24 protein-coding genes and 1 pseudogene are annotated in these 25,285 nt (G+C 59.6%); 13 read left to right on the top strand and 12 right to left on the bottom strand.

Annotated elements, in window-relative coordinates; all coding sequences use genetic code 11:
* Nucleotides 1–70 precede the first annotated feature (70 nt).
* From hutH to GHN92_RS16945, 11 genes are all read left to right on the top strand, one after another.
* Nucleotides 71–1,603, top strand: a complete 1,533-nt coding sequence (gene hutH, locus GHN92_RS16895) for a histidine ammonia-lyase (RefSeq protein WP_095000818.1) — start codon at nucleotides 71–73, stop codon at nucleotides 1,601–1,603.
* A 74-nt stretch (nucleotides 1,604–1,677) separates the two neighbouring features.
* Nucleotides 1,678–3,081 (top strand): amino acid permease, encoded by a 1,404-nt coding sequence (locus GHN92_RS16900; protein WP_095017738.1) that lies wholly within the window; start codon nucleotides 1,678–1,680, stop codon nucleotides 3,079–3,081.
* Nucleotides 3,082–3,108: 27 nt separating this feature from the next.
* Nucleotides 3,109–4,314 carry an imidazolonepropionase gene (gene hutI, locus GHN92_RS16905; protein WP_153380629.1) on the top strand — a complete coding sequence of 402 codons (1,206 nt, stop codon included), beginning with the start codon at nucleotides 3,109–3,111 and terminating at the stop codon, nucleotides 4,312–4,314.
* A 10-nt stretch (nucleotides 4,315–4,324) separates the two neighbouring features.
* On the top strand, nucleotides 4,325–5,119 hold the full coding sequence (gene hutG / locus GHN92_RS16910; RefSeq protein ID WP_095017736.1) for an N-formylglutamate deformylase: 795 nt from the start codon (nucleotides 4,325–4,327) through the stop codon (nucleotides 5,117–5,119).
* Nucleotides 5,120–5,339: 220 nt separating this feature from the next.
* Entirely contained in the window at nucleotides 5,340–6,311 is a 972-nt protein-coding gene (pip, locus tag GHN92_RS16915) for a prolyl aminopeptidase (RefSeq protein ID WP_095000822.1), read from the top strand.
* A complete protein-coding gene (gene dtd / locus GHN92_RS16920; RefSeq protein ID WP_095000823.1) occupies nucleotides 6,308–6,745 on the top strand; it encodes a D-aminoacyl-tRNA deacylase in 438 nt (145 codons plus the stop codon). The genes pip and dtd overlap by 4 nt, the downstream gene beginning before the upstream one ends.
* Nucleotides 6,746–6,976: 231 nt before the next feature.
* On the top strand, nucleotides 6,977–8,707 hold the full coding sequence (locus GHN92_RS16925; protein ID WP_178102638.1) for a glucan biosynthesis protein G: 1,731 nt from the start codon (nucleotides 6,977–6,979) through the stop codon (nucleotides 8,705–8,707).
* On the top strand, nucleotides 8,700–11,252 hold the full coding sequence (gene mdoH / locus GHN92_RS16930) for a glucans biosynthesis glucosyltransferase MdoH (RefSeq protein ID WP_153380633.1): 2,553 nt from the start codon (nucleotides 8,700–8,702) through the stop codon (nucleotides 11,250–11,252). Before GHN92_RS16925 ends, mdoH begins: the two co-directional genes overlap by 8 nt.
* Nucleotides 11,253–11,536: 284 nt before the next feature.
* Nucleotides 11,537–12,334, top strand: coding sequence for a transporter substrate-binding domain-containing protein (locus GHN92_RS16935; RefSeq protein WP_016783160.1), 798 nt, complete (start codon nucleotides 11,537–11,539; stop codon nucleotides 12,332–12,334).
* Nucleotides 12,335–12,408: 74 nt separating this feature from the next.
* A complete protein-coding gene (locus tag GHN92_RS16940) occupies nucleotides 12,409–13,368 on the top strand; it encodes an amino acid ABC transporter permease (RefSeq protein WP_370688616.1) in 960 nt (319 codons plus the stop codon).
* On the top strand, nucleotides 13,361–14,095 hold the full coding sequence (locus GHN92_RS16945; RefSeq protein ID WP_095000826.1) for an amino acid ABC transporter ATP-binding protein: 735 nt from the start codon (nucleotides 13,361–13,363) through the stop codon (nucleotides 14,093–14,095). Before GHN92_RS16940 ends, GHN92_RS16945 begins: the two co-directional genes overlap by 8 nt.
* Before the next feature lie 61 nt (nucleotides 14,096–14,156).
* Here GHN92_RS16945 and GHN92_RS16950 read toward each other — a convergent pair whose 3' ends face one another.
* The 12 genes and pseudogenes from GHN92_RS16950 to ubiE all read right to left on the bottom strand — a co-directional run bounded on the left by GHN92_RS16950 (nucleotide 14,157) and on the right by ubiE (nucleotide 23,957).
* Nucleotides 14,157–15,725: a methyl-accepting chemotaxis protein gene (locus tag GHN92_RS16950; RefSeq protein ID WP_095000827.1), complete on the bottom strand. Its 1,569-nt coding sequence runs from the start codon at nucleotides 15,723–15,725 to the stop codon at nucleotides 14,157–14,159.
* Nucleotides 15,726–15,821: 96 nt separating this feature from the next.
* Nucleotides 15,822–16,685, bottom strand: a complete 864-nt coding sequence (locus tag GHN92_RS24460) for a methyl-accepting chemotaxis protein (protein ID WP_372239752.1) — start codon at nucleotides 16,683–16,685, stop codon at nucleotides 15,822–15,824.
* Nucleotides 16,677–17,786, bottom strand: a pseudogene (locus GHN92_RS24465) (methyl-accepting chemotaxis protein); the annotation flags it as partial. The gene GHN92_RS24460 and the pseudogene GHN92_RS24465, both read right to left, overlap by 9 nt.
* Nucleotides 17,787–17,917: 131 nt before the next feature.
* Complete coding sequence (locus tag GHN92_RS16960; protein ID WP_095000829.1) at nucleotides 17,918–18,628, bottom strand: 16S rRNA (uracil(1498)-N(3))-methyltransferase; 711 nt, start codon at nucleotides 18,626–18,628, stop codon at nucleotides 17,918–17,920.
* Nucleotides 18,625–19,422, bottom strand: a complete 798-nt coding sequence (gene tatC / locus GHN92_RS16965) for a twin-arginine translocase subunit TatC (RefSeq protein ID WP_095000830.1) — start codon at nucleotides 19,420–19,422, stop codon at nucleotides 18,625–18,627. The genes GHN92_RS16960 and tatC overlap by 4 nt, the downstream gene beginning before the upstream one ends.
* Before the next feature lie 4 nt (nucleotides 19,423–19,426).
* Nucleotides 19,427–19,843 (bottom strand): Sec-independent protein translocase protein TatB, encoded by a 417-nt coding sequence (gene tatB / locus GHN92_RS16970; protein WP_095000831.1) that lies wholly within the window; start codon nucleotides 19,841–19,843, stop codon nucleotides 19,427–19,429.
* A 10-nt stretch (nucleotides 19,844–19,853) separates the two neighbouring features.
* Nucleotides 19,854–20,132: a twin-arginine translocase TatA/TatE family subunit gene (locus tag GHN92_RS16975; RefSeq protein ID WP_019825245.1), complete on the bottom strand. Its 279-nt coding sequence runs from the start codon at nucleotides 20,130–20,132 to the stop codon at nucleotides 19,854–19,856.
* Between the two features lie 24 nt (nucleotides 20,133–20,156).
* A complete protein-coding gene (locus GHN92_RS16980; protein ID WP_095000832.1) occupies nucleotides 20,157–20,489 on the bottom strand; it encodes a phosphoribosyl-ATP diphosphatase in 333 nt (110 codons plus the stop codon).
* On the bottom strand, nucleotides 20,482–20,883 hold the full coding sequence (hisI, locus tag GHN92_RS16985; RefSeq protein ID WP_095023783.1) for a phosphoribosyl-AMP cyclohydrolase: 402 nt from the start codon (nucleotides 20,881–20,883) through the stop codon (nucleotides 20,482–20,484). Before hisI ends, GHN92_RS16980 begins: the two co-directional genes overlap by 8 nt.
* A gap of 79 nt (nucleotides 20,884–20,962) precedes the next feature.
* The gene (ubiB, locus tag GHN92_RS16990) at nucleotides 20,963–22,567 is read right to left on the bottom strand and encodes a ubiquinone biosynthesis regulatory protein kinase UbiB (protein WP_095000834.1); all 1,605 of its coding nucleotides are present in this window, start codon (nucleotides 22,565–22,567) and stop codon (nucleotides 20,963–20,965) included.
* Nucleotides 22,564–23,187: an SCP2 domain-containing protein gene (locus tag GHN92_RS16995; RefSeq protein ID WP_095000835.1), complete on the bottom strand. Its 624-nt coding sequence runs from the start codon at nucleotides 23,185–23,187 to the stop codon at nucleotides 22,564–22,566. The genes ubiB and GHN92_RS16995 overlap by 4 nt, the downstream gene beginning before the upstream one ends.
* Nucleotides 23,187–23,957, bottom strand: a complete 771-nt coding sequence (gene ubiE, locus GHN92_RS17000) for a bifunctional demethylmenaquinone methyltransferase/2-methoxy-6-polyprenyl-1,4-benzoquinol methylase UbiE (protein ID WP_095000836.1) — start codon at nucleotides 23,955–23,957, stop codon at nucleotides 23,187–23,189. Before ubiE ends, GHN92_RS16995 begins: the two co-directional genes overlap by 1 nt.
* Nucleotides 23,958–24,063: 106 nt before the next feature.
* Here ubiE and GHN92_RS17005 point away from each other — a divergent pair, with 106 nt between their 5' ends.
* Together GHN92_RS17005 and GHN92_RS17010 are read left to right on the top strand one after the other, a co-directional pair.
* Entirely contained in the window at nucleotides 24,064–24,339 is a 276-nt protein-coding gene (locus GHN92_RS17005) for a polyhydroxyalkanoic acid system family protein (RefSeq protein ID WP_095000837.1), read from the top strand.
* Between the two features lie 144 nt (nucleotides 24,340–24,483).
* Nucleotides 24,484–25,152, top strand: coding sequence for a phasin family protein (locus tag GHN92_RS17010; protein ID WP_095000838.1), 669 nt, complete (start codon nucleotides 24,484–24,486; stop codon nucleotides 25,150–25,152).
* The last annotated feature ends 133 nt before the right edge of the window (nucleotides 25,153–25,285 follow it).

Consider the following 25,285-nt stretch of genomic DNA (forward strand, 5'->3'; position numbering starts at 1 on the left):
GCAAGCCCGGCTCCCACAAGGTTACGAACAATTTCTATAATTTCGGTAACACGCGTGAAGGAGTATTAACGTGCTTGAGTTAAACCTGATCCCCGGCCAACTGAGCCTTGCCCAACTGCGTGACATTTATCAGCAGCCGGTTACCCTCAGCCTGGACGCGAGCGCCTCGGCGCAGATCGATGCCAGCGTGGCGTGCGTTGAGCAGATCCTTGCCGAAAACCGCACCACCTACGGTATCAATACAGGTTTTGGCTTGTTGGCTTCGACCAAAATCGCCAGCGAAGACCTGGAAAACCTCCAGCGTTCCCTGGTGCTTTCCCACGCCGCCGGTATCGGCGAGCCAATCAGCGATGATCTGGTGCGCCTGATCATGGTGCTCAAGGTCAACAGCCTGAGCCGTGGTTTCTCCGGGATTCGTCGCGTGGTCATCGATGCATTGATCGCCCTGATCAATGCCGAGGTTTACCCGCATATTCCGCTCAAAGGTTCGGTGGGCGCATCGGGCGACCTGGCACCCCTGGCGCATATGTCCCTGGTGCTGCTGGGTGAAGGCAAGGCTCGTTACAAAGGCGAGTGGCTGGATGCCGTCACTGCCTTGAAACAAGCCGGTCTTGAGCCGCTGACCCTGGCTGCCAAGGAAGGCCTGGCCCTGCTTAACGGTACTCAAGTATCGACGGCCTACGCTCTGCGCGGTCTGTTTGAAGGCGAAGACCTGTTTGCCGCTGCGATGGCCTGTGGCGGCCTGACCGTTGAAGCCGTTCTGGGTTCGCGCTCGCCGTTCGACCCACGCATTCATGCTGCCCGCGGCCAACGCGGTCAAATCGACGCGGCGGCGATTTATCGCGATCTGCTGGGCACCAGCAGCGCAGTGTCCGAGTCGCACAAAAACTGCGACAAGGTACAAGACCCGTACTCCTTGCGCTGCCAGCCACAAGTCATGGGCGCCTGCCTGACCCAGTTCCGTCAGGCCGCCGAAGTGCTGGGCATTGAAGCCAACGCGGTGTCGGATAACCCGCTGGTATTTGCCGAACAGGGCGACGTGATCTCCGGCGGTAACTTCCACGCCGAGCCGGTTGCCATGGCTGCAGACAATATGGCGTTGGCCATTGCCGAAATCGGTTCGCTGAGTGAGCGTCGCATCTCGTTGATGATGGACAAGCATATGTCGCAACTGCCGCCGTTCCTGGTGGCTAATGGCGGCGTCAACTCCGGTTTCATGATCGCCCAGGTAACGGCTGCGGCCCTGGCCAGCGAGAACAAGGCGTTGTCCCACCCGCATAGCGTGGACAGCATTCCTACCTCGGCCAACCAGGAAGACCACGTATCGATGGCGCCTTCTGCGGGCAAGCGTCTGTGGGAAATGGCGGAAAACGTTCGCGGTGTTCTGGCCATCGAATGGCTGGCCGCGTGCCAGGGCCTGGATCTGCGTGATGGCCTGAAAACGTCCGCCAAGCTGGAAATCGCCCGCACCACCCTGCGCAGCAAAGTCGCGCATTATGAAAAAGACCGTTTCTTCGCACCGGACATCGAAATCGCCATGCAACTGCTGGCGTCCCGTTGTCTGAACGCACTGCTACCTGCACACGTTCTGCCAAGCCTGTAATCCAAAAAAACGCAGAGGGCCTACGGGCTCTCTGCGTCTCTGTTTTCGCCGACAAAAATAATCAAGGACGCGAAATGCAAAACCAGACTCAAGGTTTGAAACGCGGGCTTTCCGCTCGCCACATCCGTTTCATGGCGCTGGGTTCAGCGATCGGGACGGGTCTTTTCTATGGTTCAGCCGCTGCCATCCAAATGGCTGGACCTGCTGTGCTGCTGGCTTACCTGATTGGTGGCGCGGCGGTCTTCATGGTCATGCGCGCACTGGGCGAAATGGCCGTGCACAATCCGGTGTCCGGTTCCTTCGGTCACTACGCCAGCACCTATCTGGGGCCCATGTCGGGCTTTATTCTCGGCTGGACCTATGCCTTCGAGATGATCATCGTGTGTCTGGCCGATGTCACCGCGTTCGGTATTTACATGGGCTTCTGGTTCCCGGAAGTGGCGCGCTGGATCTGGGTGCTGGGCATCGTGCTGCTGATTGGCGGCCTGAACCTGTGCAGCGTTAAAGTCTTCGGTGAAATGGAGTTCTGGCTGTCGCTGCTCAAGGTTGCTGCCATCGTGGCGATGATCCTGGCCGGCTTCGGCATCATGCTGTTTGGTATTGGCACCTCGGGCAGCTCCGATGCGGTGGCGACCGGCATCAGCAACCTGTGGTCCTTCGGCGGTTTCATGCCCAATGGCGTGGGCGGTTTGATCGCCTCGTTTGCCGTGGTGATGTTTGCCTTTGGCGGCATTGAAATCATTGGTATCACCGCTGGCGAAGCCAAAGACCCGCAGCGTGTGATCCCTAAAGCGATCAACGCGGTGCCGCTACGAATTCTGCTGTTCTATGTGCTGACTCTGTTTGTACTGATGGCCATTTACCCGTGGACTCAGATTGGCAGCCAGGGCAGCCCGTTTGTGCAGATCTTTGACAGTCTGGGTATCAGCTCGGCGGCCACCATCCTCAATATTGTGGTGATCTCGGCGGCAGTGTCGGCGATCAACAGCGACATCTTCGGTGCAGGCCGCATGATGTACGGGCTGGCCCAGCAAGGGCAGGCGCCCAAGGGCTTTGCCAAAATCTCCAGACACGGCGTGCCGTGGATGACCGTGCTGGTAATGGGCGCCACCTTGCTGGTGGGTGTGGTGCTTAACTACCTGATCCCGGAAAACATCTTTTTGGTAATCGCCTCGATTGCGACCTTTGCCACGGTATGGGTATGGCTGATGATTCTGGTCACCCAGGTGGCCATGCGTCGTTCCATGACCCGTGAACAAGTGGCCGAACTCAAGTTCCCGGTGCCGTTCTGGCCGTATGCGCCGATTGCCGCCATTGTGTTCATGGTGTTTATCTTCGGCGTACTGGGTTACTTCCCTGAGACACAAGCCGCGCTAATGGTAGGTGTGGTCTGGATTCTCATGCTGGTTGTGGCTTATCTGCTGTGGGTAAAACCTGCCGCGGGTCGGGCAATTGAAGTGGCTCCCGAGCTTTCCTGAGTTTTTGATCATTGACGGAGTGACGCGATGAAAACCCTTTGGCAGCACTGCAATGTCGCAACAATGGCCAACGGCACGTACTCGATCATCGAGGATGCCGCCCTCGTCACCCGTGACGGCTACATTGAGTGGCTTGGCCCGCGTCAGCAGTTGCCGACGGGCGAATATGGGCAAATCCACGGCCTTGAAGGCGCGTGGGTAACGCCGGGGCTTATCGATTGCCATACGCACACGGTGTTTGGCGGCAACCGCAGCGGTGAGTTCGAGCAGCGCCTGCAAGGCGTGAGCTATGCCGAAATCGCCGCGGCCGGCGGCGGTATTGCCAGCACTGTGCGTGCGACCCGCGCGGCCAGCGAGGACGAGTTGTTCGACAGTGCCCGTCAGCGTTTGCAGTGTTTGCTGCGCGATGGCGTGACCAGTGTCGAGATCAAGTCCGGTTATGGCCTGAGCCTGGAGAGTGAACGCAAAATTTTGCGGGTGATCCGCCGTCTTGGCGAAGCGTTGCCGGTCACGGTGCGCAGCACCTGCCTGGCCGCCCATGCCTTGCCGCCGGAGTTCAAGGATCGCGCCGATGACTATATCGAGCATATCTGCAACGAGATGCTACCCGCGCTGGCGGCCGAAGGGCTGGTGGACGCTGTGGATGCGTTCTGCGAATACCTGGCGTTCTCACCGGCCCAGGTCGAGCGGGTGTTCAAGGTAGCGCAGCAATTGGGCCTGCCGGTCAAATTGCACGCCGAGCAGCTGTCTTCATTGCATGGTTCCAGCTTGGCGGCGCGCTATCAGGCGCTGTCGGCCGATCATCTGGAATTCATGACCGAAGAAGACGCCATTGCCATGGCCGCCTCCGGTACCGTGGCCGTGCTCTTGCCTGGTGCGTTTTACTTCTTGCGTGAAACCCAGTTGCCGCCGATGGAGGCCCTGCGCAAGCACGGGGTAAAAATCGCCATTGCCAGTGACCTCAACCCGGGAACCTCGCCGGGACTGTCGTTGCGCCTGATGTTGAACATGGCCTGCACCCTGTTCCGTATGACCCCCGAAGAAGCCCTGGCCGGTGTCACCCTGCACGCGGCAACGGCATTGGGCATGGGCGAGACCCACGGCTCGCTTGAGCCCGGCAAGGTGGCCGACTTTGTCGCCTGGAACATTGATCGTCCGGCAGACCTGGCTTATTGGCTGGGCGGTGATCTGGACAAACGCGTCGTGCGTAGCGGCGTTGACGTAACGCTTTAGGAGAAAGCTTGTGGACAAGGTTCTGACATTCAAACAAGGCCGCGTGCCGTTGCTGATCAGCATGCCCCATGCTGGTCTGAAACTGACTCCGGCAGTCAAGGCCGGGCTGATCCCTGAGGCGCAAAGCCTGCCGGACACCGACTGGCATATCCCGCAGCTTTACGACTTTGCCAGCGAGCTGGGTGCCAGCACCCTGGCAGCCGAGTATTCGCGGTTTGTGATTGACCTCAATCGCCCGCAGGACGATGCGCCGATGTATGTGGGCGCTACCACAGGTTTGTTCCCGGCCACGCTGTTTGATGGCGTGCCATTGTTTCGTGAAGGGCTGGTGCCTACGAAAGAGGAGCGTGCGACGTACCTGGAGCAGATCTGGAAACCCTATCACCAGACCCTGCAACAGGAACTCAAACGCATGAAAGACGAGTTTGGCTATGCGCTGCTGTTTGATGCGCATTCCATTCGTTCGCAAATCCCTCATCTGTTTGACGGCCGTCTGCCGGACTTCAATCTGGGCACCTTCAATGGTGCCAGTTGCGATCCGACGCTGGCCCGCGATCTTGAAGCCATTTGTGCCGAGCATCCAGCCTACAGTCATGTACTGAACGGACGCTTCAAGGGTGGCCATATCACCCGTCATTACGGCAGTCCGGTGGACAACATCCATGCTGTGCAACTGGAACTGGCGCAGTGCACCTATATGGAAGAGTTCGAGCCGTTCAACTATCGCGAAGACCTTGCGGCACCGACCCGGGTGGTACTCAAGCAATTGTTGGCGCGGATTATTGAGTGGGGCCGGGAACGTTAAGTCAAAAGCCCCTCACCCTAGCCCTCTCCCGGAGGGAGAGGGGACAGAGTGCGCGCGGCCTCAAGAACACCGACAATCAGCCCCCCTCGCCCTACAGGAGAGGGTTGGAGGCGCGCCACCGATCCAAACCCCATCCTTTTAGTAAGGGCATGCTCAATACCTCCAATCGGGTTTATGATGCCTGACGGCAATCTCTTTCGACCCCTCCCTGGAGTGCGTAATGCAGACCTTGTTCCCGCAGATCAAACCCTACGCCCGGCATGAACTGGCGGTCGATGGCCCGCATGTGCTCTACGTTGACGAGAGCGGTTCGCCAGACGGCCTGCCGGTGGTGTTTGTCCACGGCGGGCCGGGGTCGGGTTGCGATGCCAACAGCCGCTGCTATTTCGATCCGGGCCTGTATCGCATCATCACCTTTGATCAGCGCGGCTGTGGTCGCTCGACACCGCACGCCAGCCTGGACAGCAACACCACGTGGGATCTTGTCGCCGATATGGAGCGGATTCGCCTGTACCTGGGCATCGACAAGTGGGTGTTGTTCGGCGGTTCGTGGGGCTCGACCCTGTCACTGGCGTACGCGCAAAGCCATCCAGCGCAAGTACATGGCCTGATTTTGCGTGGGATCTTTCTGGCGCGACCGCAGGAAATCGAATGGTTCTATCAGGCAGGGGCCAGCCGGATTTTCCCCGACTACTGGCAGGACTATATCGCGCCGATCCCTGAGGAAGAGCGTGACGACCTGATGAGTGCCTTTCACAAGCGCCTCACGGGCAACGACCAGATTGCCCAGATGCATGTGGCCAAGGCATGGTCGACCTGGGAAGGCCGCGCCGCCACCCTGCGGCCCAACCCGCAGGTGGTCGAGCGCTTCTGCGACCCGCACCGGGCATTGTCCATTGCCCGTATCGAATGCCATTACTTTATGAACAACGCGTTCCTTGAGCCCAATCAACTGCTGCGGGACATGCACAAGATTGCCCACCTGCCGGCCGTGATCGTGCATGGCCGCTACGACATGATCTGCCCGCTGGATAACGCCTGGGAGCTGCACCAGGCCTGGCCGGGCAGTGAGCTGCAAATCATCCGTGAAGCCGGGCACGTCGCTTCCGAGCCCGGCATTACCGACGCCCTGGTGCGCGCCACCGAGCAAATGGCCCGTCGTCTGCTCAACTTGCAGCCTGACGAAGCATGAAGGGGCTGTTGCAGCGCGTCAGTGGCGCGCGGGTAGAGGTAGCGGGGGAGATTGTCGGTTCAATCGATCAGGGCTTGCTGGTGCTGGTTGCCGTCGAGCCCGGGGATACCGAAGCCAGCGCCGCCAAGTTGCTGCATAAGCTGCTCAACTATCGGGTATTCAGCGATGCCGAAGGCAAAATGAACCTGTCACTGGCCGATATCGGCGGCGGCTTGCTGCTGGTTTCGCAATTTACCCTGGCGGCAGACACCAAGAGCGGCCTGCGTCCGAGCTTTTCCACGGCAGCACCACCGGCATTGGCCGAGGCGTTGTTCAATCAGCTGCTTGAAGCGGCAAAACGACTTCACCCCAGCGTCGAATCGGGGCGTTTTGGCGCTGATATGCAGGTGCATTTGATCAATGATGGCCCTGTGACATTTTTGTTACAAACCTAAAACCCTGAAAAACCGTGTTTTCGTCTGAAAACAGGGGGTTTTAGCGAGAAATACTTGCTGACAGTAGATGCGTTGTAACGCGGGCTACTAGATAATCCTGCGCTACACAGAGACTAATCCGACACGTCCGGGGAATCATTTATTCCTTTGACGGTCGGAACAGTGCTCGCCAACCTGGCATTTAGATCGCTGGCCGTTGGTTTCATCATCTGTTTTCGGCGAGGTTTGCTCGTGATTGTTAGTCCATTAAATGCACCAAAAATGTCTGCCAAGCGGTTGCGTAACGCACTGGTGACGGGCTCTGCGCTCTTTTGCTTGTTCGGTGCGGGTCAACTGTGGGCATTCAGTCTGGATGACGTGGCGGCTGAGGCTAAAACCCTCGCCGAGCAGAAGTACCAAGCGCCGCGCAGCAATTTGCCAAAGGAATTCCGCGACATGAAGTTCGCGGACTACCAGAAAATCCAGTTCAACCGTGACAAGGCCCAGTGGGCGGGTGACAAAACCCCGTTCAAACTGTCCTTCTATCACCAGGGCATGCATTTCGACACGCCGGTGAAAATCAACGAAGTGACCGCCACCACGGTTGAAGAGATCAAGTACGACCCGAGCCGTTTCGACTTCGGTGACGTCAAGTTCGATCCTAAAGCCACCGAAAACCTCGGTTGGGCGGGTTTCCGCGTGCTGTATCCGATCAACAAGGCGGACAAACAGGACGAGATCATGACCATGCTCGGCGCGAGTTACTTCCGCGTTGTGGGCAAGGGCCAGATCTATGGTCTGTCGGCCCGTGGTATGGCGATCGACACGGCATTGCCGTCGGGCGAAGAGTTCCCGCGCTTCACCGAATTCTGGATCGAAAAACCCAAGCCTAACGACAAGCATCTGGTGATCTTCGCCCTGCTGGACTCGCCACGGGCTACCGGTGCTTACCGCTTTACCCTGCGCCCGGGCGTGGACACGGTAGTGGACGTCAAGGCGCAAATGTTCCTGCGTGACAAGGTCGGCAAGCTGGGCATCGCTCCGCTGACCAGCATGTACCTGTTTGGCGCCAACCAGCCGTCCAAGGTCCTCAACTACCGTCGCGAACTGCACGATTCGTCGGGCCTGGCCATTCACGCCGGTAACGGCGAGTGGATCTGGCGTCCGCTGAACAACCCGAAACACTTGTCGGTAAGCAACTTCGCCGTTGAAAACCCGCGTGGTTTCGGCTTGCTGCAACGTGGCCGTGATTTCAGCCACTACGAAGACCTGGATGACAACTACCATAAGCGTCCAAGCGCCTGGATCGAACCACAGGGCGACTGGGGCAAAGGCTCGGTTGACCTGGTAGAAATTCCAACCGCTGACGAAACCAACGACAACATTGTTGCTTTCTGGAGTCCGGACACCCTGCCGGAGCCGCTCAAGCCGTTTGATTTCGCTTATCGCCTGCACTGGACCATGGATGAAGCAGCTCTGCACCCGGCCGACAGCGCCTGGGCACAACAGACCCTGCGTTCGACCGGTGACGTCAAGCAATCCAACCTGATCCGCCAACCAGACGGCAGTGTGGCGTATCTGGTGGACTTCGAAGGCCCGTCCCTCAAGGCTCTGCCGGAAAATGCTGCTGTGCGCAGCCAGGTCAGTGTGGGTGACAACGCCGAACTGGTTGAAAACAACGTGCGTTACAACCCTGAAACCAAGGGCTGGCGCTTGACCCTGCGGTTGAAAATCAAAGACCCGAGCAAGGCCACGGAAATGCGTGCAGCGCTGGTCCAGAACGTTGAGCCGGCTGCGGCCGCCAAAGCGGATAAGGCACCTGAGACCAAAGCCGAGAAAGCTGCGGCCAAGGCACAGGAAAAGAAAGACCACGCAGCCAAGGACGCCAAGGCGCCTGAAGCGACCCCAGCCACTCCGGAGCCGGTCAAGACTGAAAAAGTGCTGACCGAGACCTGGAGCTACCAGTTGCCAGCCGATGAGTAATGCTCAGCCCCACCCGGCCTCGCTCAGCGAGTACCTGGCGCATTTACCACTGAGCGATGAGCAGCGCGCGGAACTGGCGAACTGCTCCTCGTTCGCCGAGTTGCATGCGCGCTTGTCGGCGCAGAGCGACGTGGATGCTGCCGAGGCCGCTCAGGCTTCGGTGGGCACGCGTCTGAACCTGACTTCGGCGGCTGAACTTGAGGAAGCAGAAATGCTCGCCCTCGACGCCAGCGGCCGGGTCATGCTCAAGGCTACGCCGCCGATTCGCCGTACCAAGGTAGTGCCAGAGCCATGGCGCACCAATATCCTGGTGCGTGGCTGGCGGCGCCTGACCGGGCGCAGCAACCCGCCCAAGCCGGAAATCGACGAACGCGTCCTGCCCAAGGCCCGCTGGCGTACGGTGGGTTCGATCCGCCGCTACATCCTGCTGGTGTTGATGCTCGGCCAGACCATCGTTGCGGGCTGGTACATGAAAGGCATCATGCCGTACCAGGGCTGGTCGTTCGTTGACCTTGAAGAAGTATTGCACCAGCCGTTGATGCAAACGGCCCAGCAAGTGCTGCCCTATGCCCTGCAAACCAGCATCCTGATCCTGTTCGGGATTCTGTTCTGTTGGGTGTCGGCGGGTTTCTGGACCGCCCTGATGGGCTTTCTGGAACTGCTGACCGGGCACGACAAATACCGTATTTCCGGCGCCAGCGCCGGTAATGAACCGATCCCGGAACAAGCGCGTACCGCGCTGGTGATGCCGATCTGCAACGAAGACGTCACCCGTGTATTCGCGGGTTTGCGCGCGACTTACGAGTCGGTGGCCGCCACCGGCGACCTGGACCGCTTCGACTTCTTCGTCCTCAGTGACAGCAACGACCCCGATATCTGCGTTGCCGAGCAACAGGCCTGGCTGGATGTATGCCGCGAAACCGAAGGCTTCGGGCGGATCTTCTACCGCCGTCGCCGTCGCCGTGTAAAACGTAAAAGCGGCAACCTCGACGACTTCTGCCGTCGCTGGGGCGGTGATTACAAGTACATGGTGGTGCTCGACGCAGACAGCGTGATGAGCGGTGAGTGCCTGACCAGCCTGGTACGCCTGATGGAAGCTACGCCGGACGCCGGTATCATCCAGACCGCGCCACGAGCCTCGGGCATGGACACGCTGTATGCGCGCATGCAGCAGTTCGCCACCCGTGTGTACGGCCCGCTGTTTACCGCCGGCTTGCACTTCTGGCAGTTGGGTGAATCCCACTACTGGGGTCACAACGCAATTATCCGCATGAAGCCGTTTATCGAGCACTGCGCCCTGGCGCCGCTGCCGGGCAAAGGCGCTTTTGCGGGCGCGATCCTGTCCCACGACTTCGTGGAAGCCGCGTTGATGCGCCGTGCCGGTTGGGGTGTGTGGATTGCCTACGACTTGCCGGGCAGCTATGAAGAATTGCCGCCTAACCTGCTGGATGAACTCAAGCGTGACCGTCGCTGGTGCCACGGTAACCTGATGAACTTCCGCCTGTTTCTGGTCAAGGGTATGCACCCGGTGCACCGTGCGGTGTTTCTGACCGGGGTGATGTCGTACCTGTCGGCACCGTTGTGGTTCTTCTTCCTGCTGTTGTCGACGGCCCTGCTGGCGGTCAACACGCTGATGGAGCCACAGTACTTCCTGGAACCACGGCAGTTGTACCCGTTGTGGCCACAGTGGCACCCGGAAAAAGCCGTGGCGCTGTTTTCCACCACCATCGTCTTGTTGTTCCTGCCCAAGCTGCTGAGCATCATTCTGATCTGGGCCAAGGGTGCCAAAGAGTTCGGTGGCAAGTTCAAAGTAACGCTGTCGATGCTGCTTGAGATGCTCTTCTCGGTGCTGCTGGCACCGGTGCGCATGATCTTCCACACCCGCTTTGTCCTGGCCGCGTTTCTGGGCTGGGCGGCGACCTGGAACTCGCCACAGCGTGACGACGACTCCACGCCGTGGAGCGAAGCCGTACGCCGTCATGGCCCGCAAACCCTGCTGGGTGCGGCATGGGCTGCATTGGTGCTGTGGTTGAACCCGAGCTTTTTGTGGTGGCTGGTACCGATTGTCGGTTCACTGATGTTGTCGATCCCGGTTTCCGTGATCTCCAGCCGGGTGAAACTGGGCCTCAAGACCCGTGACGAAAGCCTGTTCCTGATTCCTGAGGAATATGCGCCGCCCCGTGAGTTGTCGGCTACCGCCGAATACACCCATGAAAATCGCTACCATGCGCTGCATGACGGTTTTGTCCGGGCCGTGGTTGATCCGCAGCAGAACGCATTGGCCTGTGCTTTGGCGACCTCGCGTCACCGGGAAGCCGAGCCGATTGAGTGGTTGCGTACCGAGCGTGTGCGTCATGCACTCAAAGTCGGTCCAGAGGGGGTTACCAACAACGAGCGCATGCAGTTGTTGAGCGACCCGGTTGCCCTTGCACGCCTGCATGCGCTGGTGTGGAGCGAGGGGCACGAAGGCTGGCTGAACGCCTGGCGTGAGTCGGTTGCTGCCGACCCTCACGCACCGCTGTTGCCGTTGCAGCCTGCTGCTTGATCCTTCGTGAGCAACCCGTTTCCGCTTTAAGTGGGAGCGGGCTTGCTCGCGATTGCATCACCTCGTAATACCTGTTGCACCGCGTCGCTTGTATCGCGAGCAAGCCCGCTCCCACAGTGACTGTATCCCCCGGCCATTGGCCTTTTCTGTTTCAAAACTCGTCTCACAACCCTCAGTGAGTTAGCATCCGTTTTCGAATGGGTGAGTGCCCGGCTTTATTGGCTTTTTGCTTCAAGCCAGCCGCTGGCCAACACCTTAATTGAGTAGGTGAGGGGGAGTTGATGATGAAGAAGTTTGTCTCGAAACTGCTGTGCGGTGTCACTGCACTGCTGGCGATCAGCGCAGCCCATGCAGGCGCAATTGATGATGCGGTCAAGCGTGGCACCTTAAAGGTGGGCATGGACCCTACCTACATGCCCTTTGAAATGACCAACAAGCGTGGCCAGATCATTGGCTTCGAAGTTGACCTGCTCAAAGCGATGGCCAAGTCCATGGGTGTCAAGCTGGAGCTGGTGTCTACCGGTTACGACGGCATCATCCCGGCCCTGATGACCAACAAGTTCGACATGATCGGCAGCGGCATGACCCTGACCCAGGAACGCAACTTGCGCCTGAACTTCAGCGAACCCTTCATTGTTGTGGGCCAAACCCTGCTGGTACGCAAGGAACTGGCTGACAAGATCAAGTCCTACAAAGACCTCAACGACCCGCAATACCGCCTGACCTCGAAAATCGGCACCACCGGCGAAATGATCGCCCGCAAGCTGATGTCCAAAGCCCAGTACCACGGCTACGACAACGAGCCTGAAGGTGTGCTGGACGTGGTTAACGGTAAGGCTGATGCCTTTGTATACGACGCGCCTTACAACGTTGTAGCCGTCAACAAGTTCGGTAACGGCAAACTGGTGTTCCTTGACCAGCCATTCACCTACGAGCCACTGGCCTTCGGTCTGAAGAAGGGTGACTACGACAGCATCAACTTCATCAACAACTTCCTGCACCAGATCCACGAAGACGGCACTTACGATCGCATCCATGACAAGTGGTTCAAAGACACCGCCTGGCTCAAGGACATGGAATAAGGCTGATTGAATCATCGCGGGCTTGCCCGCGATGACGGCCTCCCTAGCGATACAAGACGTGGAACCTGAAAGTGATCAAACAAAAAAAAGCCCAGTGGCCCTGGCACGTATTGACCGTGCTGGTGCTCATCGGCCTGGCGGGGGCTTTGTATTACGCCACCTCGCTGATGTCTTACGAATGGCGCTGGAACCGCGTCCCCCAGTATTTCGCTTATCAGGCCGAAGAAGCCCAGCGGGCTGCTGAGCACTCGACCATCATCGAACTGGTACGCAAGGGCGACACTGCCGAAGTGCTGCTGCGCGGTGATGATGGCAATGAACAACGGGTGAGCGTTGCCGGCAATAGCCTGCAACTGGCCGAAGGTGACGAAGTCGACGAAGGCGATGTGATCGGCGTCAACCGCCACTGGGCTGCGGGGCCGCTGCTGTGGGGCCTGTGGACGACCGTCTGGCTGTCGCTGGTGTCTGGCGTACTGGGCTTGATTATCGGGCTGGTTACGGGCCTGTGCCGGCTGTCGAACAACCCGACCCTGCGCGACCTCTCGACGCTGTACGTCGAACTGGTCCGTGGCACGCCGTTGCTGGTGCAGATTTTTATCTTCTACTTCTTTATCGGCACCGTACTCAACCTGTCCCGCGAATTTGCCGGTATTGCCGCGCTGTCGCTGTTCACCGGTGCGTATGTGGCTGAAATCATCCGCTCGGGCGTGCAGTCCATTGCTCGCGGGCAAAACGAAGCGGCCCGCTCGCTGGGCCTCAACGGCAGCCAGTCGATGCGCTATGTGGTGTTGCCGCAGGCGTTCAAGCGGGTGCTGCCGCCATTGGCCGGGCAATTTATCAGCCTGGTCAAGGACACTTCGCTGGTGTCGGTGATTGCCATTACCGAACTGCTCAAAAGCGGTCGGGAAGTCATCACTACCTCGTTTTCGCCGTTCGAAATCCTGTTCTGCGTAGCGGGCCTGTACCTGTTGATCAACCTGCCGCTGTCGCATTTCGCCAGCCGGCTTGAGCGGAGGCTCGCGCAAAGTGATTGAAGTTCGCGAACTGGTAAAAGTCTTCGACACCCGCGGCCATATCGTGCGCGCCGTGGACAACGTCAGCACCACCGTCGCCCAGGGCGAAGTGCTGGTGGTGATTGGCCCGTCGGGTTCCGGCAAGTCGACTTTCCTGCGCTGCCTCAACGGCCTGGAAGACTTCGACTCGGGCTCCGTCAGCATCGACGGCCTGGATCTGGCCAACCCCAAGACCGACGTGAACGCCTACCGGCGTGAAGTCGGCATGGTGTTCCAGCATTTCAACCTGTTTCCGCATATGACCGTGCTGGAAAACCTGTGCCTGGCGCAGAAGGTTGTGCGCAAGCGCGGCAAGACCGAGCGCGAAGCCAAGGCCCGGGCATTGCTGGACAAGGTCGGGATCGGGCAAAAAGCCAATGAGTACCCGTCACGTCTCTCGGGTGGCCAGCAACAGCGTGTGGCAATTGCCCGTGCGCTGGCGATGGAACCCAAGGTGATGTTGTTTGACGAGCCGACTTCGGCGCTCGACCCGGAGATGGTCGGCGAAGTGCTGGACGTGATGAAGACCCTGGCCCGCGAAGGCATGACCATGGTCTGCGTGACCCACGAAATGGGCTTTGCCCGTGAAGTGGCGAACCGCGTGTTGTTCTTCGACCACGGCAAGTTACTGGAAGATTCCGCCCCGGAAGATTTCTTCACCTCGCCCAAAGACCTGCGCGCCCAGGCGTTTTTGCGTCAGGTGCTTTAAGAGCACGGCCTGCCTGCTTTTGTGGGAGCGGGCTTGCCCGCTCCCACAGGGGCAGAGGTTTCTAAACCTTGAACCGCCCCACCAATGTCTGTAAATGCGTACCCAGGCGCGCCAGTTCAACGCTGGATGCTGCTGTCTCTTCGCTGGCGGCGGCGGTTTGCTCAGACACATCACGCACATTCAATACACTGCGGTTGATTTCCTCCGCCACCGCGCTCTGCTGCTCGGCGGCTGCGGCAATCTGCTGGTTCATGCCCTGAATCGTAGACACCGTGCGGGTAATATTGCCCAGTGATTCGCCTGCTCGACGGGTCAGCTCAACGCTGTTGTCAGTCAGGGCGCGGCTGCTGTCCATGCTGCTGGAAACCTGCTGGGTGCCGCTTTGCAGCCCGGCAATCAGCTCTTCGATCTCCTCCGTGGATTTTTGCGTGCGCTGCGCCAGGCTGCGTACCTCATCGGCCACCACGGCAAAGCCGCGACCGGCTTCACCCGCCCGTGCCGCTTCAATCGCCGCGTTGAGCGCCAGCAGGTTGGTTTGCTGGGCCACGGACTTGATCACGTCAAGCACACTGCCGATCTTGTCGCTTTCGCGCTTGAGATGGCCCATGGCGTCGGTGGAGTGGCCGACTTCGATGGCCAGCTTCTCGATCTGGGCCAGGGCCTGCGCGACCACTGTGTCGCCCTCACGCGCCTGCTGGTCGGCCGCGAGCGCAGCCTCGGAAGCTTCTTCGGCATTACGCGCCACTTCCTGCACGGTTGCCGCCATTTCGTGCATGGCGGTAGCGACCTGATCGGTCTCGACCTTCTGGTTGTTGACCCCGGCGCTGGTTTGCTCGGTGACCGCCGAGAGTTCTTCGGCGGCACTGGCGATTTGCGTTATGCCGTCGCTGATACCGCCAATCAACTCCCGCAGGCCGGCAGTCATGCGCTGTATGGCTTGCTGTAGCTGGCCCAGCTCGTCGCGGCGGTCGGTCGGGTGGTCGTGGGTCAGGTCGCCTGCTGCAATGCGCTCAACGGTTTTGAGGGTGCGTTGCAGCGGTATGACTATCTGGCGGGTAATAACCCAGGCAGCAATGATGCCCAGTACCAGTGCCAGCAGTGTGCAGCCGATCAGCAGGTTGGTAGCCTGGCGGCTTTCGTTGTTGCGTTTGGTGGCCTGCAGGGTCGAGAGCTTCTGGCTTTGCTCGATCAGGACATTGCCCTGCTGGTGCATGCGTTCAACGGCTTGATCACTGGCCTGCGTACCCTGGATCAGGTCGGCGAAGGCACGTTTGTACTCCGCCACGGCGTTGAGCTGCTGCTCAACCAGGGCCAGGTCGTCGGGAGAGGTCAGCTGTTTGCGCGACAACGCCAGTGCGTTGTCCAGTTCGCTCAGTTGGTTGGTAACGCCGGCAAGTGCGCTTTCCCCGGGCTGGCGTTCATATTCGAGGCGGGCAATACGCAGGTCTTTGGTCAGGCTGATGATTTTCGAAATGTTGGCCAGCTTGTCGCCCCGGTCGATCACCGAGACCAGGCCGTTCCAGCCCGTGCCGGCAATCAGCAGGGTCAGCACCAGCACCAGGCCGAAGCCCAGGCAGAGTTTGCGGTTGACGCTGATATTGCCCAGCAGTTGGGCCAGCTGACGGTACATGGTGATACTCCTTGGAGGGGTATCAGGTCATCGGCGTCGTGGCCCGGAACTGAAGGACAGTTGCCGTTAGTGTGACGAAAGTCGCACCGCTCCTGGTCAGACCTTGAAACGGGCCACCAGGGTTTGCAGCTGTGTGCCTAGCCGTGCGAGTTCAATGCTGGAGGCGGCGGTCTGCTTGCTGGCGGTGGCAGTTTGCTCTGACACGTCGCGCACATTCACCACACTGCGGTTGATCTCTTCGGCCACCGCGCTTTGTTGCTCGGCCGCGGCCGCAATCTGCTGATTCATACCTTGAATGGTCGATACCGTACGGGTAATGGTGCTCAAAGAGTCACCCGCCCGCCGGGTCAACTCGACACTGCTGTCCGTCAGCAACCGGCTGCTGTCCATGCTGCTGGATACTTGTTGCGTACCGGTTTGCAGGCCCGTGATCAGCACTTCAATCTCTTCCGTGGACTTCTGCGTGCGCTGCGCCAGGCTGCGTACCTCGTCGGCCACCACGGCAAAACCACGGCCTGCCTCTCCGGCACGGGCGGCTTCAATTGCGGCGTTGAGGGCCAGCAAGTTGGTTTGTTGCGAAACAGCCTTGATGACATCCAGTACGCTACCGATCTTGTCACTTTCGTGCTTCAGATGTGCCATTGCATCAGTGGATAGCTGCACTTCCGCCACCAGGCGGCCAATCTGCTCAATGGCCTGGGCCACCACGGTGTCACCCTCCTGAGCTTGCAGGTCGGCGGTGATCGCGGCTTTGGACGCTTCCTGGGCATTGCGCGCGACTTCATGCACGGTGGCGGCCATTTCATTCATGGCAGTGGCGACCTGATCGGTTTCGATGCGCTGGCTGTTGACCCCTGCGCTGGTTTGCCCGGTAACGGCAGACAGCTGCTCCGCTGCGCTGGCAATTTGGCTAACGCCTTCGCCGATCCCGCAGATCAGTTCGTGCAAGCCCCCGCGCATGACTTCAATGGCCTGTTGCAGCTGGCCGGGTTCGTCACGGCGGGTTGTCGGGCGGCTCTGGCTGAGGTCACCGGCTGCCACGGCCCGGACAATATTGAGCGTGTCGCGCAAGGGCGTAACGATCTGCCAGGTGATGATCCAGGCCGCGATAATGCCCAGCACCAGTGCCAATGATGCGCAGACCAGCAGCGCGGTTTTGGCGTGTCGGGTATCGATATCCCGTTGGTCAAGTTGTGACAGGGACAGTTTGTTGCTCAGGTCGACCAGTGCATCGCCCAGTACTTGCAGTTGTGATAATTGCTTGTCGCTATTCACTTGGGAGTCGCGAAAGTCGATAAAGGCAGCGCGGTAGTTCTTCAGCGAAGCGATGGCCTGCTCGAATTGAGGGGCATAGGTAGCGGGCAGTCGCTTACTGAGGCTGGCCAGTTCTGCCAGCGCTTGATCGATGGCTTCCACGGCAGGCACCGCGGCATCGATGTCGCCGGTGTGGGTGTAGCCGCGCACCTCGAAGCGGGCCTGCAACAGCGACCGGTTGACCTGGTTGACGCTGTTGAACTCGGCCAGGTTTTCACTCTGGAGCACGTCCTTTTCGATCCCGGCAATCTGGCTGAGGGCGGCGACGGATGTTGCACCGAGCTTGGCCCTGCTGACTTCGCGTGCCCGGGTCGCCTCATCGATAGTGGCGAAGATGCTCTTGTACTGCTCGACGGCCCTGATTTCGTCCTTGCTCATGCTCAGGTCATTGGCCTGGACCATCAGCTTGTTGGCGGCGACCAGCTGGTTACCGATCTTGTTGAGCAGGTCATTGACCTCGCCCGGGCCGTTTTCACCGTTGTTCTTGTCGTAGGTGACGCGGGCAATGCGCAAATCCTTGATCAGGGCGATGACCTGGGAAATATTGGCCAGCTTGTCGCCCCGCTCAATCACGCTGGTCAGCCCCTTCCAGCCGGTGATGGTGATGAGCAGGGTCAGCAGCAATACAAGGCCGAAGCCCAGGCCAAGCTTACGATTGACACTGATATTGCCTAGTGTGGCAGTCAACCAATGGTTCATGGACGAGTTCCTTTTTTTGATCGATTGGCATCGATAACAGCCGTCCATGGCTTCTTGAGTGATATTGAAGTGCTACTGCATCGGCTCGAGCGAGCAAATCTTAAGGAGGAAAAGAGGCTACACAAATGTCAGGGGCTGCTGCGGGCCTGGAATGCGCCCGCAGCGCCCTGCAGAGCGGTCTAGAACAGGCGGGCGAGCAGCGCCGTGACGGCGGTTTCGACCCGCAGGATGCGTGCGCCCAGTTGCACTGGCTGCAAGCCCGCCTTGGCCAGCAAGTCGATCTCGTAGGGGATCCAGCCACCCTCAGGGCCGATGGCCAGGGTTACGGCCTCATCCAGCCCGCGCGGGCAGGCCGGGTAATCCCCCGGGTGGCCCACCAGGCCCAGTGTGCCTTCCACCAGCGCCGGCAGGCGGTCTTCGACAAACGGCTTGAAGCGTTTTTCGATGATGACCTCGGGCAACACGCTGTCACGGGACTGCTCCAGCCCCAGGATCAACTGTTCGCGGATGGCTTCGGGCTCCAGAAACGGTGTCTGCCAGAAGCTTTTTTCAACCCGGTAGCTGTTGACCAGAATGATCTTGGGCACACCCATCGAGGCTACGGTTTGCAGCACCCGGCGCAGCATTTTCGGTCGCGGCAGCGCCAGCAGCAGGGTCAGTGGCAGTTTGGCGGGTGGCGGCAGGTCCAGGCTGTGGATAACCAGCTCAGCCTCTTTGGCCTCCAGACGCACCAGTTCGGCGCTGCCCATCAGCCCGCCAATGCGCCCCACGCGCAGGCTGTCGCCCACTGCAGCACGGTGAACTTCCTGCATATGCGTCAGGCGCCGGTCACGCAGGATCACGCGATCGGCGGCAATGAAATCAGCCTCTTCGAGGAGCAGCAGGTTCACGCTTGTGGTGCTGGCGGTTGGGCGTCGTTATCGGCCGGTTGCTCGTCTGCGTCATCGCCACGCTTGTTTTTGCTGACCAGGCTGCCAAACAGGATGCCGATTTCAAACAGCATCCACATCGGGATCGCCAGCAAGGTTTGCGAGAAAATGTCGGGCGGGGTCAGGATCATGCCGACCACGAAGCAGCCGATAATCACGTAGGGGCGGATCTTGCGCAGGTATTGCACATCGACGATGCCTATCCACACCAGCAGCACTACGGCTACGGGGATTTCAAAGGCCACGCCAAAAGCAAAGAACAGGGTCATGACGAAATCAAGGTAGCTGCTGATATCGGTCATCATCGCAACCCCTTCCGGGGTGGCAGCGGCGAAGAACTTGAACACCAGCGGGAATACCAGGAAGTAGGCAAAGGCCATGCCGGCGTAAAACAGGAAAATGCTCGACACCAGCAGGGGCACGGCGATGCGTTTTTCATGCTTGTACAGGCCCGGTGCAATAAACCCCCAGATCTGATGCAGGATCACCGGAATGGCGATAAACAGCGAGACCATCATGGTCAGCTTGAGCGGGGTCAGGAACGGCGAGGCCACGTCGGTGGCGATCATCGTTGCACCCACCGGCAGGTATTCACGCAGCGGCGTGGAGACCAGGGTGTAGATCTGCTGGGTAAAGGCAAACAGCCCGGCAAAAATGATGAAAATCGCCGCGATGCAGCGCAACAGGCGGGTACGCAACTCGGTCAGGTGCGAAACCAGCGGCATTGGCTGGTCGTGTTCAGGCTTATCGCTCATGCGCTTAAGGGGCTCGCGGTGGCAGGGTGGGGTCGTGTGGCGCTGCCGGTTGCGGCGCAGGGGCGGACGCGGTTTTGCTCAGGGTCACGGGCGCAGCGCTCGCAGACTCTGGGTGTGCGACGGGAGCGGTACTGACAGGTGGCTCGGTGGGCGTTAACGGCTTCACAGCGTCCTGCAGCGGAGCCAGAATTTTCTTGGCTTCCTCTTCCATCGACAGGATATGTTCGTTGTGCAGCTGCCGACGTATTTCGTCCGCGCCGATTTCCCGTTCAACTTCCTGTTTGATCGCATTAAAGCTGCGTTTCAGGCGCCCGATCCACAGGCCCGCCGTGCGTGCAGCACCCGGCAAGCGCTCGGGGCCGAGCACCAGCAGGGCCACCAGGCCGACGAGCAGCAGTTCACTGAAGCTGATACCGAACATTAGTTTTGGCTCACACGTCTTTGCGGGTCGGCTCTTCGACTTTTTGCGCCTGCACGTCGATGGTGTGCGGCTCGTTCAGGGTCGAAGTGGTGTGCGGCTGCGGCGCGGCGGTTGGCTGCGCAGGTGGAACCACGGGCTCGGCAGGCTTTTCGTCGTCGTTCATGGCCTTGCGAAAGCCCTTGATCGATTCGCCGACATCCGTACCCAGGTTTTTCAGTTTTTTGGTGCCGAAGACAAGGACTACGACTACCAGAATGACGATCCAGTGTTTCCAGTCAAAAATGCCCATGATCTGTTCCTTTGCAAATAAGGGTTAGGTGGACGGCCGCGAGGCTTTTTCCACATGGCCGGAGGTGCCGATACGACGTTCCAGTTCATCCAGTACGGCCTGAGGATGCTGCCCCAGCTGGGCCAGCATGATCATGCTATGGAACCACAGATCGGCTGTTTCGTAGATGACATCGCTGCAATCACCGCTGATGGCAGCGTCCTTGGCGGCGATGATGGTCTCGATCGACTCTTCGCCGACCTTTTCCAGAATCTTGTTCAGGCCCTTGTGGTACAGACTGGCCACATAGGAGCTGTCCGGGGTTGCGCCTTTGCGGGCTTCGAGCACTTGGGCTACGCGGCTCAGAGTGTCAGTCATGGGAGTGCCCTGCTTGGTAAATGGCGTTCGGATCTTTAAGTACCGGGTCGACGATCTTCCACTCGGCGTTTTCGTACACGCGGTAGAAGCAGCTCTGACGGCCGGTATGGCAGGCGATATCACCGATTTGTTCGACCATCAGGATGATCACGTCGGCGTCGCAGTCCAGGCGCATTTCATGCAGCTTTTGCACATGGCCGGACTCTTCGCCCTTGCGCCACAGCTTGCCACGGGAACGTGACCAGTAGATGGCACGGTTCTCGGTTGCCGTCAGGCTCAGTGCCTCGCGGTTCATCCAGGCCATCATCAGTACGCGCCCGGTTTTGTGGTCCTGGGCAATCGCCGGCACCAGGCCGTCGTTGTCCCATTTGATCTCGTCCAGCCAGTCTTTCATGTTCGACTCCGACAACCTGCCTCAGCCCTGTGGCTGAGGCCTGGTGAATTAACAGTTTGCCAGCCTCGACCGGGGCTGGCTATCGGCGCACGATCAGATACAAGCCCACGGCCAGCATTATGCCGGCAGGCCAATAGCCTGCAGTGTGTAGCGGGCCAATACTGGCCAGTAATGCGCCAGCGGCCAGATGCCCGGCACCGATCAGGCGCAGGAACCAGCTGTCACGGGGTTCGCGCACGACCAATTGTTTGTTATGGGCATGGGGCTGCGACATGCGTTCGAGCAAGTCGCGGGTCATGCCGGCCAGATGCGGGATCTGCTCGACCTGGCTGTGCAGGTTGCGCAGCAGGGTCTTGGGGCTGACGCGCTCACGCATCCAGCGCTCAAGGAACGGCTGGGCGGTACTCCACAAATCCAGGTCGGGGTACAGCTGGCGGCCCAGGCCTTCGATATTGAGCAGGGTTTTTTGCAGCAGCACCAACTGTGGCTGGACTTCCATATTGAAGCGTCGCGCAGTTTGGAACAGGCGCATAAGCACCTGGCCAAAGGAAATCTCCTTCAGCGGCTTTTCGAAGATCGGCTCACAGACGGTGCGGATCGCCGCTTCAAACTCGTTGAGCTTGGTGTGCGCCGGTACCCAGCCTGAATCGATGTGCAACTGCGCCACGCGCCGGTAATCGCGCTTGAAAAAGGCGAACAGGTTGCGCGCCAGATAGTCCTGGTCCTCGGGGGTCAGGCTGCCGACAATGCCGCAGTCGATGGCGATGTATTGCGGGGCCCACGGGTTCACGGTGCTGACAAAAATGTTGCCGGGGTGCATGTCGGCGTGAAAGAAGCTGTCGCGGAACACCTGGGTGAAGAAAATCTCCACGCCACGCTCGGCCAGCATTTTCATGTCGGTGCGCTGATCGGCCAGGGCCGCAAGGTCGGTGACCTGGATCCCGTAGATGCGCTCCATCACCAACACTTTCGGGCGGCACCAGTCCCAGTAGACTTGCGGCACATACATCAGCGGCGAGCCTTCGAAGTTGCGCTTGAGCTGGCTGGCATTGGCTGCTTCACGCAACAGATCGAGTTCGTCGTAAATGGTTTTTTCGTAGTCACTGACCACATCCACCGGATGCAGCAGGCGGGCGTCTGCGCTCAAACGCTCGGCAGTGCGGGCGAGGATAAACAGCCAGGCCAGGTCGGAGCCGATGATCGGCTTGAGGCCCGGGCGTACAACCTTGACCACCACTTCTTCGCCGGTCTTGAGTTTGGCCGAGTGAACCTGGGCCACCGAGGCCGAGGCCAGTGGTTCGATATCAAAACGGCTGAACACTTCACTGATCCGGGCACCGAGCTGTTCTTCGATCAGCTTGACTGCCAACTGCGGGTCAAACGGCGGTACGCGGTCTTGCAGCAGCATCAGCTCATCGGCGATATCGGCGGGCAGCAGGTCGCGGCGGGTCGAAAGGATCTGGCCGAACTTGATGAAAATCGGCCCCAGATCCTGTAACGCCAGGCGCAGGGCGGCACCGCGGCTCAGCTCCAGTTTTTTGCGCGGGAACCAGCGCCACGGCAGTGCATAGCGCAGGGACAACATCCACCACGGCAAGGGCAGGGCGAACAGCAGGTCATCGAGCCGGTAGCGAATGACGACGCGCTGGATGCGGAACAAACGGCGTATGGCAAGCAGCTTCATGCGTTATCGCTGGAATTGAGGGATCGGCAAAGGCGCTCGAAGCGCGCCTCAAGGCGATCCAGGTCGAGTTTGAGTTGGTCCAGCTCGTCAAAGCGCGCTTGCGCCTCACGTTCTCCGACCAAAGTGCGGGCTTCTTCGCTCAGGTATTCGGCCAGGTTCTGGTTGATGCTGGCGAAACCTTGTTGATACCAGTTGGCGCGGCTGCGTACATGGCCACCGATCAATGCCGTTGCCACAGGCCCGATCCAGTTCGAAAGTTCATACTCCCAATCCAGTTCCAGGTCTTGCAGCACCGCCGCCAATTCCATCAACACAGCGCTGTCGCCTTCGAGTTCGACTTCAGGGCTGTGCAGGATGGCGCTCTTGTCCTTGCTCAGAGCAAGGCGCAACAGGCTGGAGGCAGGCGCGCGCAGGGTGCAGTCAGGCTCGGCTGCCCATTGGCTCGCCAGCATCAGGCCTTCTTCGCTGGGCAGAATAAACAGGTGCAGCGAGGGGCTGGCGCAATCGACGGCAATCAACTTGCCGGTCAAGGGGCGCAAACGCGCCAGGGCCGTGCTGTCCAGCCGCAATACGCGGTTGACGCCGTGTTCGACGCTGGCGAGAAGGCCGCGCAGCAACATCAGGGCTTGATGCCGCGATGCAGGGCGACGATACCTGAGGTCATGTTGTGATAGGTCACGCGGTCAAAACCGGCCTCGACCATCATCGACTTCAGGGTTTCCTGGTCCGGGTGCATGCGGATCGATTCTGCCAGGTAGCGATAGCTTTCCGGGTCGTTGAGGATCAGCTTGCCCACCATCGGCATGAAAGCGAACGAGTAGGTGTCGTAGACCTTGGACATCAGCGCGTTGGTCGGCTTGGAGAACTCCAGTACCAACAGGCGGCCGCCCGGCTTCAGCACGCGCAGCATGGAGCGCAGGGCGTCTTCCTTGTGGGTCACGTTGCGCAGGCCGAAAGCGATGGTCACGCAATCGAAATAGTTGTCCGGGAACGGCAGCTTTTCAGCGTCGGCCTGAACGAACTCGATATTGCCGGCTACGCCCTTGTCCAGCAGGCGGTCACGGCCGACTTTGAGCATGGACGCGTTGATATCAGCCAGCACGACCTGGCCGGTAGGGCCAACCAGATGGGAGAACTTGCGGGCCAGGTCGCCGGTACCGCCAGCGATGTCCAGCACCTTGTTGCCCGGGCGTACACCGGACAGCTCGATGGTAAAACGCTTCCACAGACGGTGCATGCCGCCTGACAGAACGTCGTTCATCAGGTCATATTTGCCGGCTACAGAGTGGAAAACCTCGGCGACTTTCTCGGCCTTCTGGCTTTCCGGTACGTTTTTGAAGCCGAAGTGAGTGGTGGGTTCGGCATCGCTGCCTTTGCGCTGATCAGTCATATCGCTGTCACCAAAAGAGAATGCTGGCCATTCTAATCCCGGTGGCCGGCTTTGTCTTGGCGAGGGTGAATGTATAGTGGCGGCTTTATTTATCAGGAGCCACGCCATGGCGCGTATCAGCGTTGAACGTACCCACAGTCTGGGCCTTGAGGCCGCACGTGAGAAAGCCCGTCCTTTGGTCGAGAAACTGGCCAGCCAGTATGGCCTGACCCCTACCTGGGCGGGCGACACGGTAAAACTGAAGCGCTCGGGAGTGAATGGCACCCTGCTAATCAGCGACAACAACGTCAAGGTCGATGTGGAACTGGGCCTGTTGATGTCGGCGATGAGCGGCATGATCCAGTCGGAAATCGAACGCTCGCTGGATAAGGCGCTGGCGTAGTCGTGTTGCCGGTCTAATAGCGGCCGCGCCCTTGATACAAGGCGGTTTAACGTCTAAACCTGATGCAGGTGAGCACCTTTGTTCATCTTGATGATTCGACGATCCTGCTCACCGGCGTCGCGACATGACATTAAGGGGAACACGATGGCTGCGAAAAAACCGACTGCTAAAGACAGCAACACCTGGGTAGGCAAGGTGGAAGAGTACTCACGAAAAATCTGGCTCGCAGGTTTGGGTGTGTACTCGAAAATTGATACCGATGGCAGCAAGCTCTTCGACACCCTGGTCAAGGATGGCGAAAAGGCCGAAAAACTGGCCAAGGATGCCGGGCACAAAGTGGCCGAGGGCGTTAAATCGTCGACATCGTCCGCGCGCTCGCGGGTTGAAGATGTCAAGGATCTGGCCCTGGAAAAGTGGGGCGAGTTCGAAGAGGCTTTCGACAAGCGCCTTAATAGCGCCATTACCCGCTTGGGTGTCCCCAGCCGTGATGAGGTCAAGGCGCTGCATGCCAAGGTCGAGACCCTGACCAAGCATATCGAGAAGCTGACTGCGGCGGCTGCCAAAGTTGCGGCCAGCAAGGCGCCGGTTGCGAGCAAGGCGGCACCGGCCAAGGCTGCGGCAAAACCTGCGGTTGCCAAAGCGGCTGCCAAGCCTGCGGCCAAACCTGCAGCCAAGCCCGCTGCTGTTAAAGCTCCTGCGGCCGCGAGCAAGCCAGCAGCCGCCAAACCGGCCGCCAAAAAACCTGCGGCCAAGAAACCAGTAGCGCCTAAAGCGCCAGCGGTTGATGCCAAGGGAACGACTTCCACTTTGTAGCCGCTGACGAGCCGCGCGAGGCTGCGCCCGGCGGCGAAGCCGTCGTAAATCCGGTAAACGCAGTGCATCTGAATAACCGGAGTGGATGGTTCTACGACGGCTTCGCCGCCGGGCGCAGCCTCGCTGCGCGCGC

It is taken from the genome of Pseudomonas sp. FSL R10-2964 (assembly GCF_009600035.1).
Classification (GTDB): Bacteria; Pseudomonadota; Gammaproteobacteria; order Pseudomonadales; family Pseudomonadaceae; genus Aquipseudomonas; species Aquipseudomonas bubulae.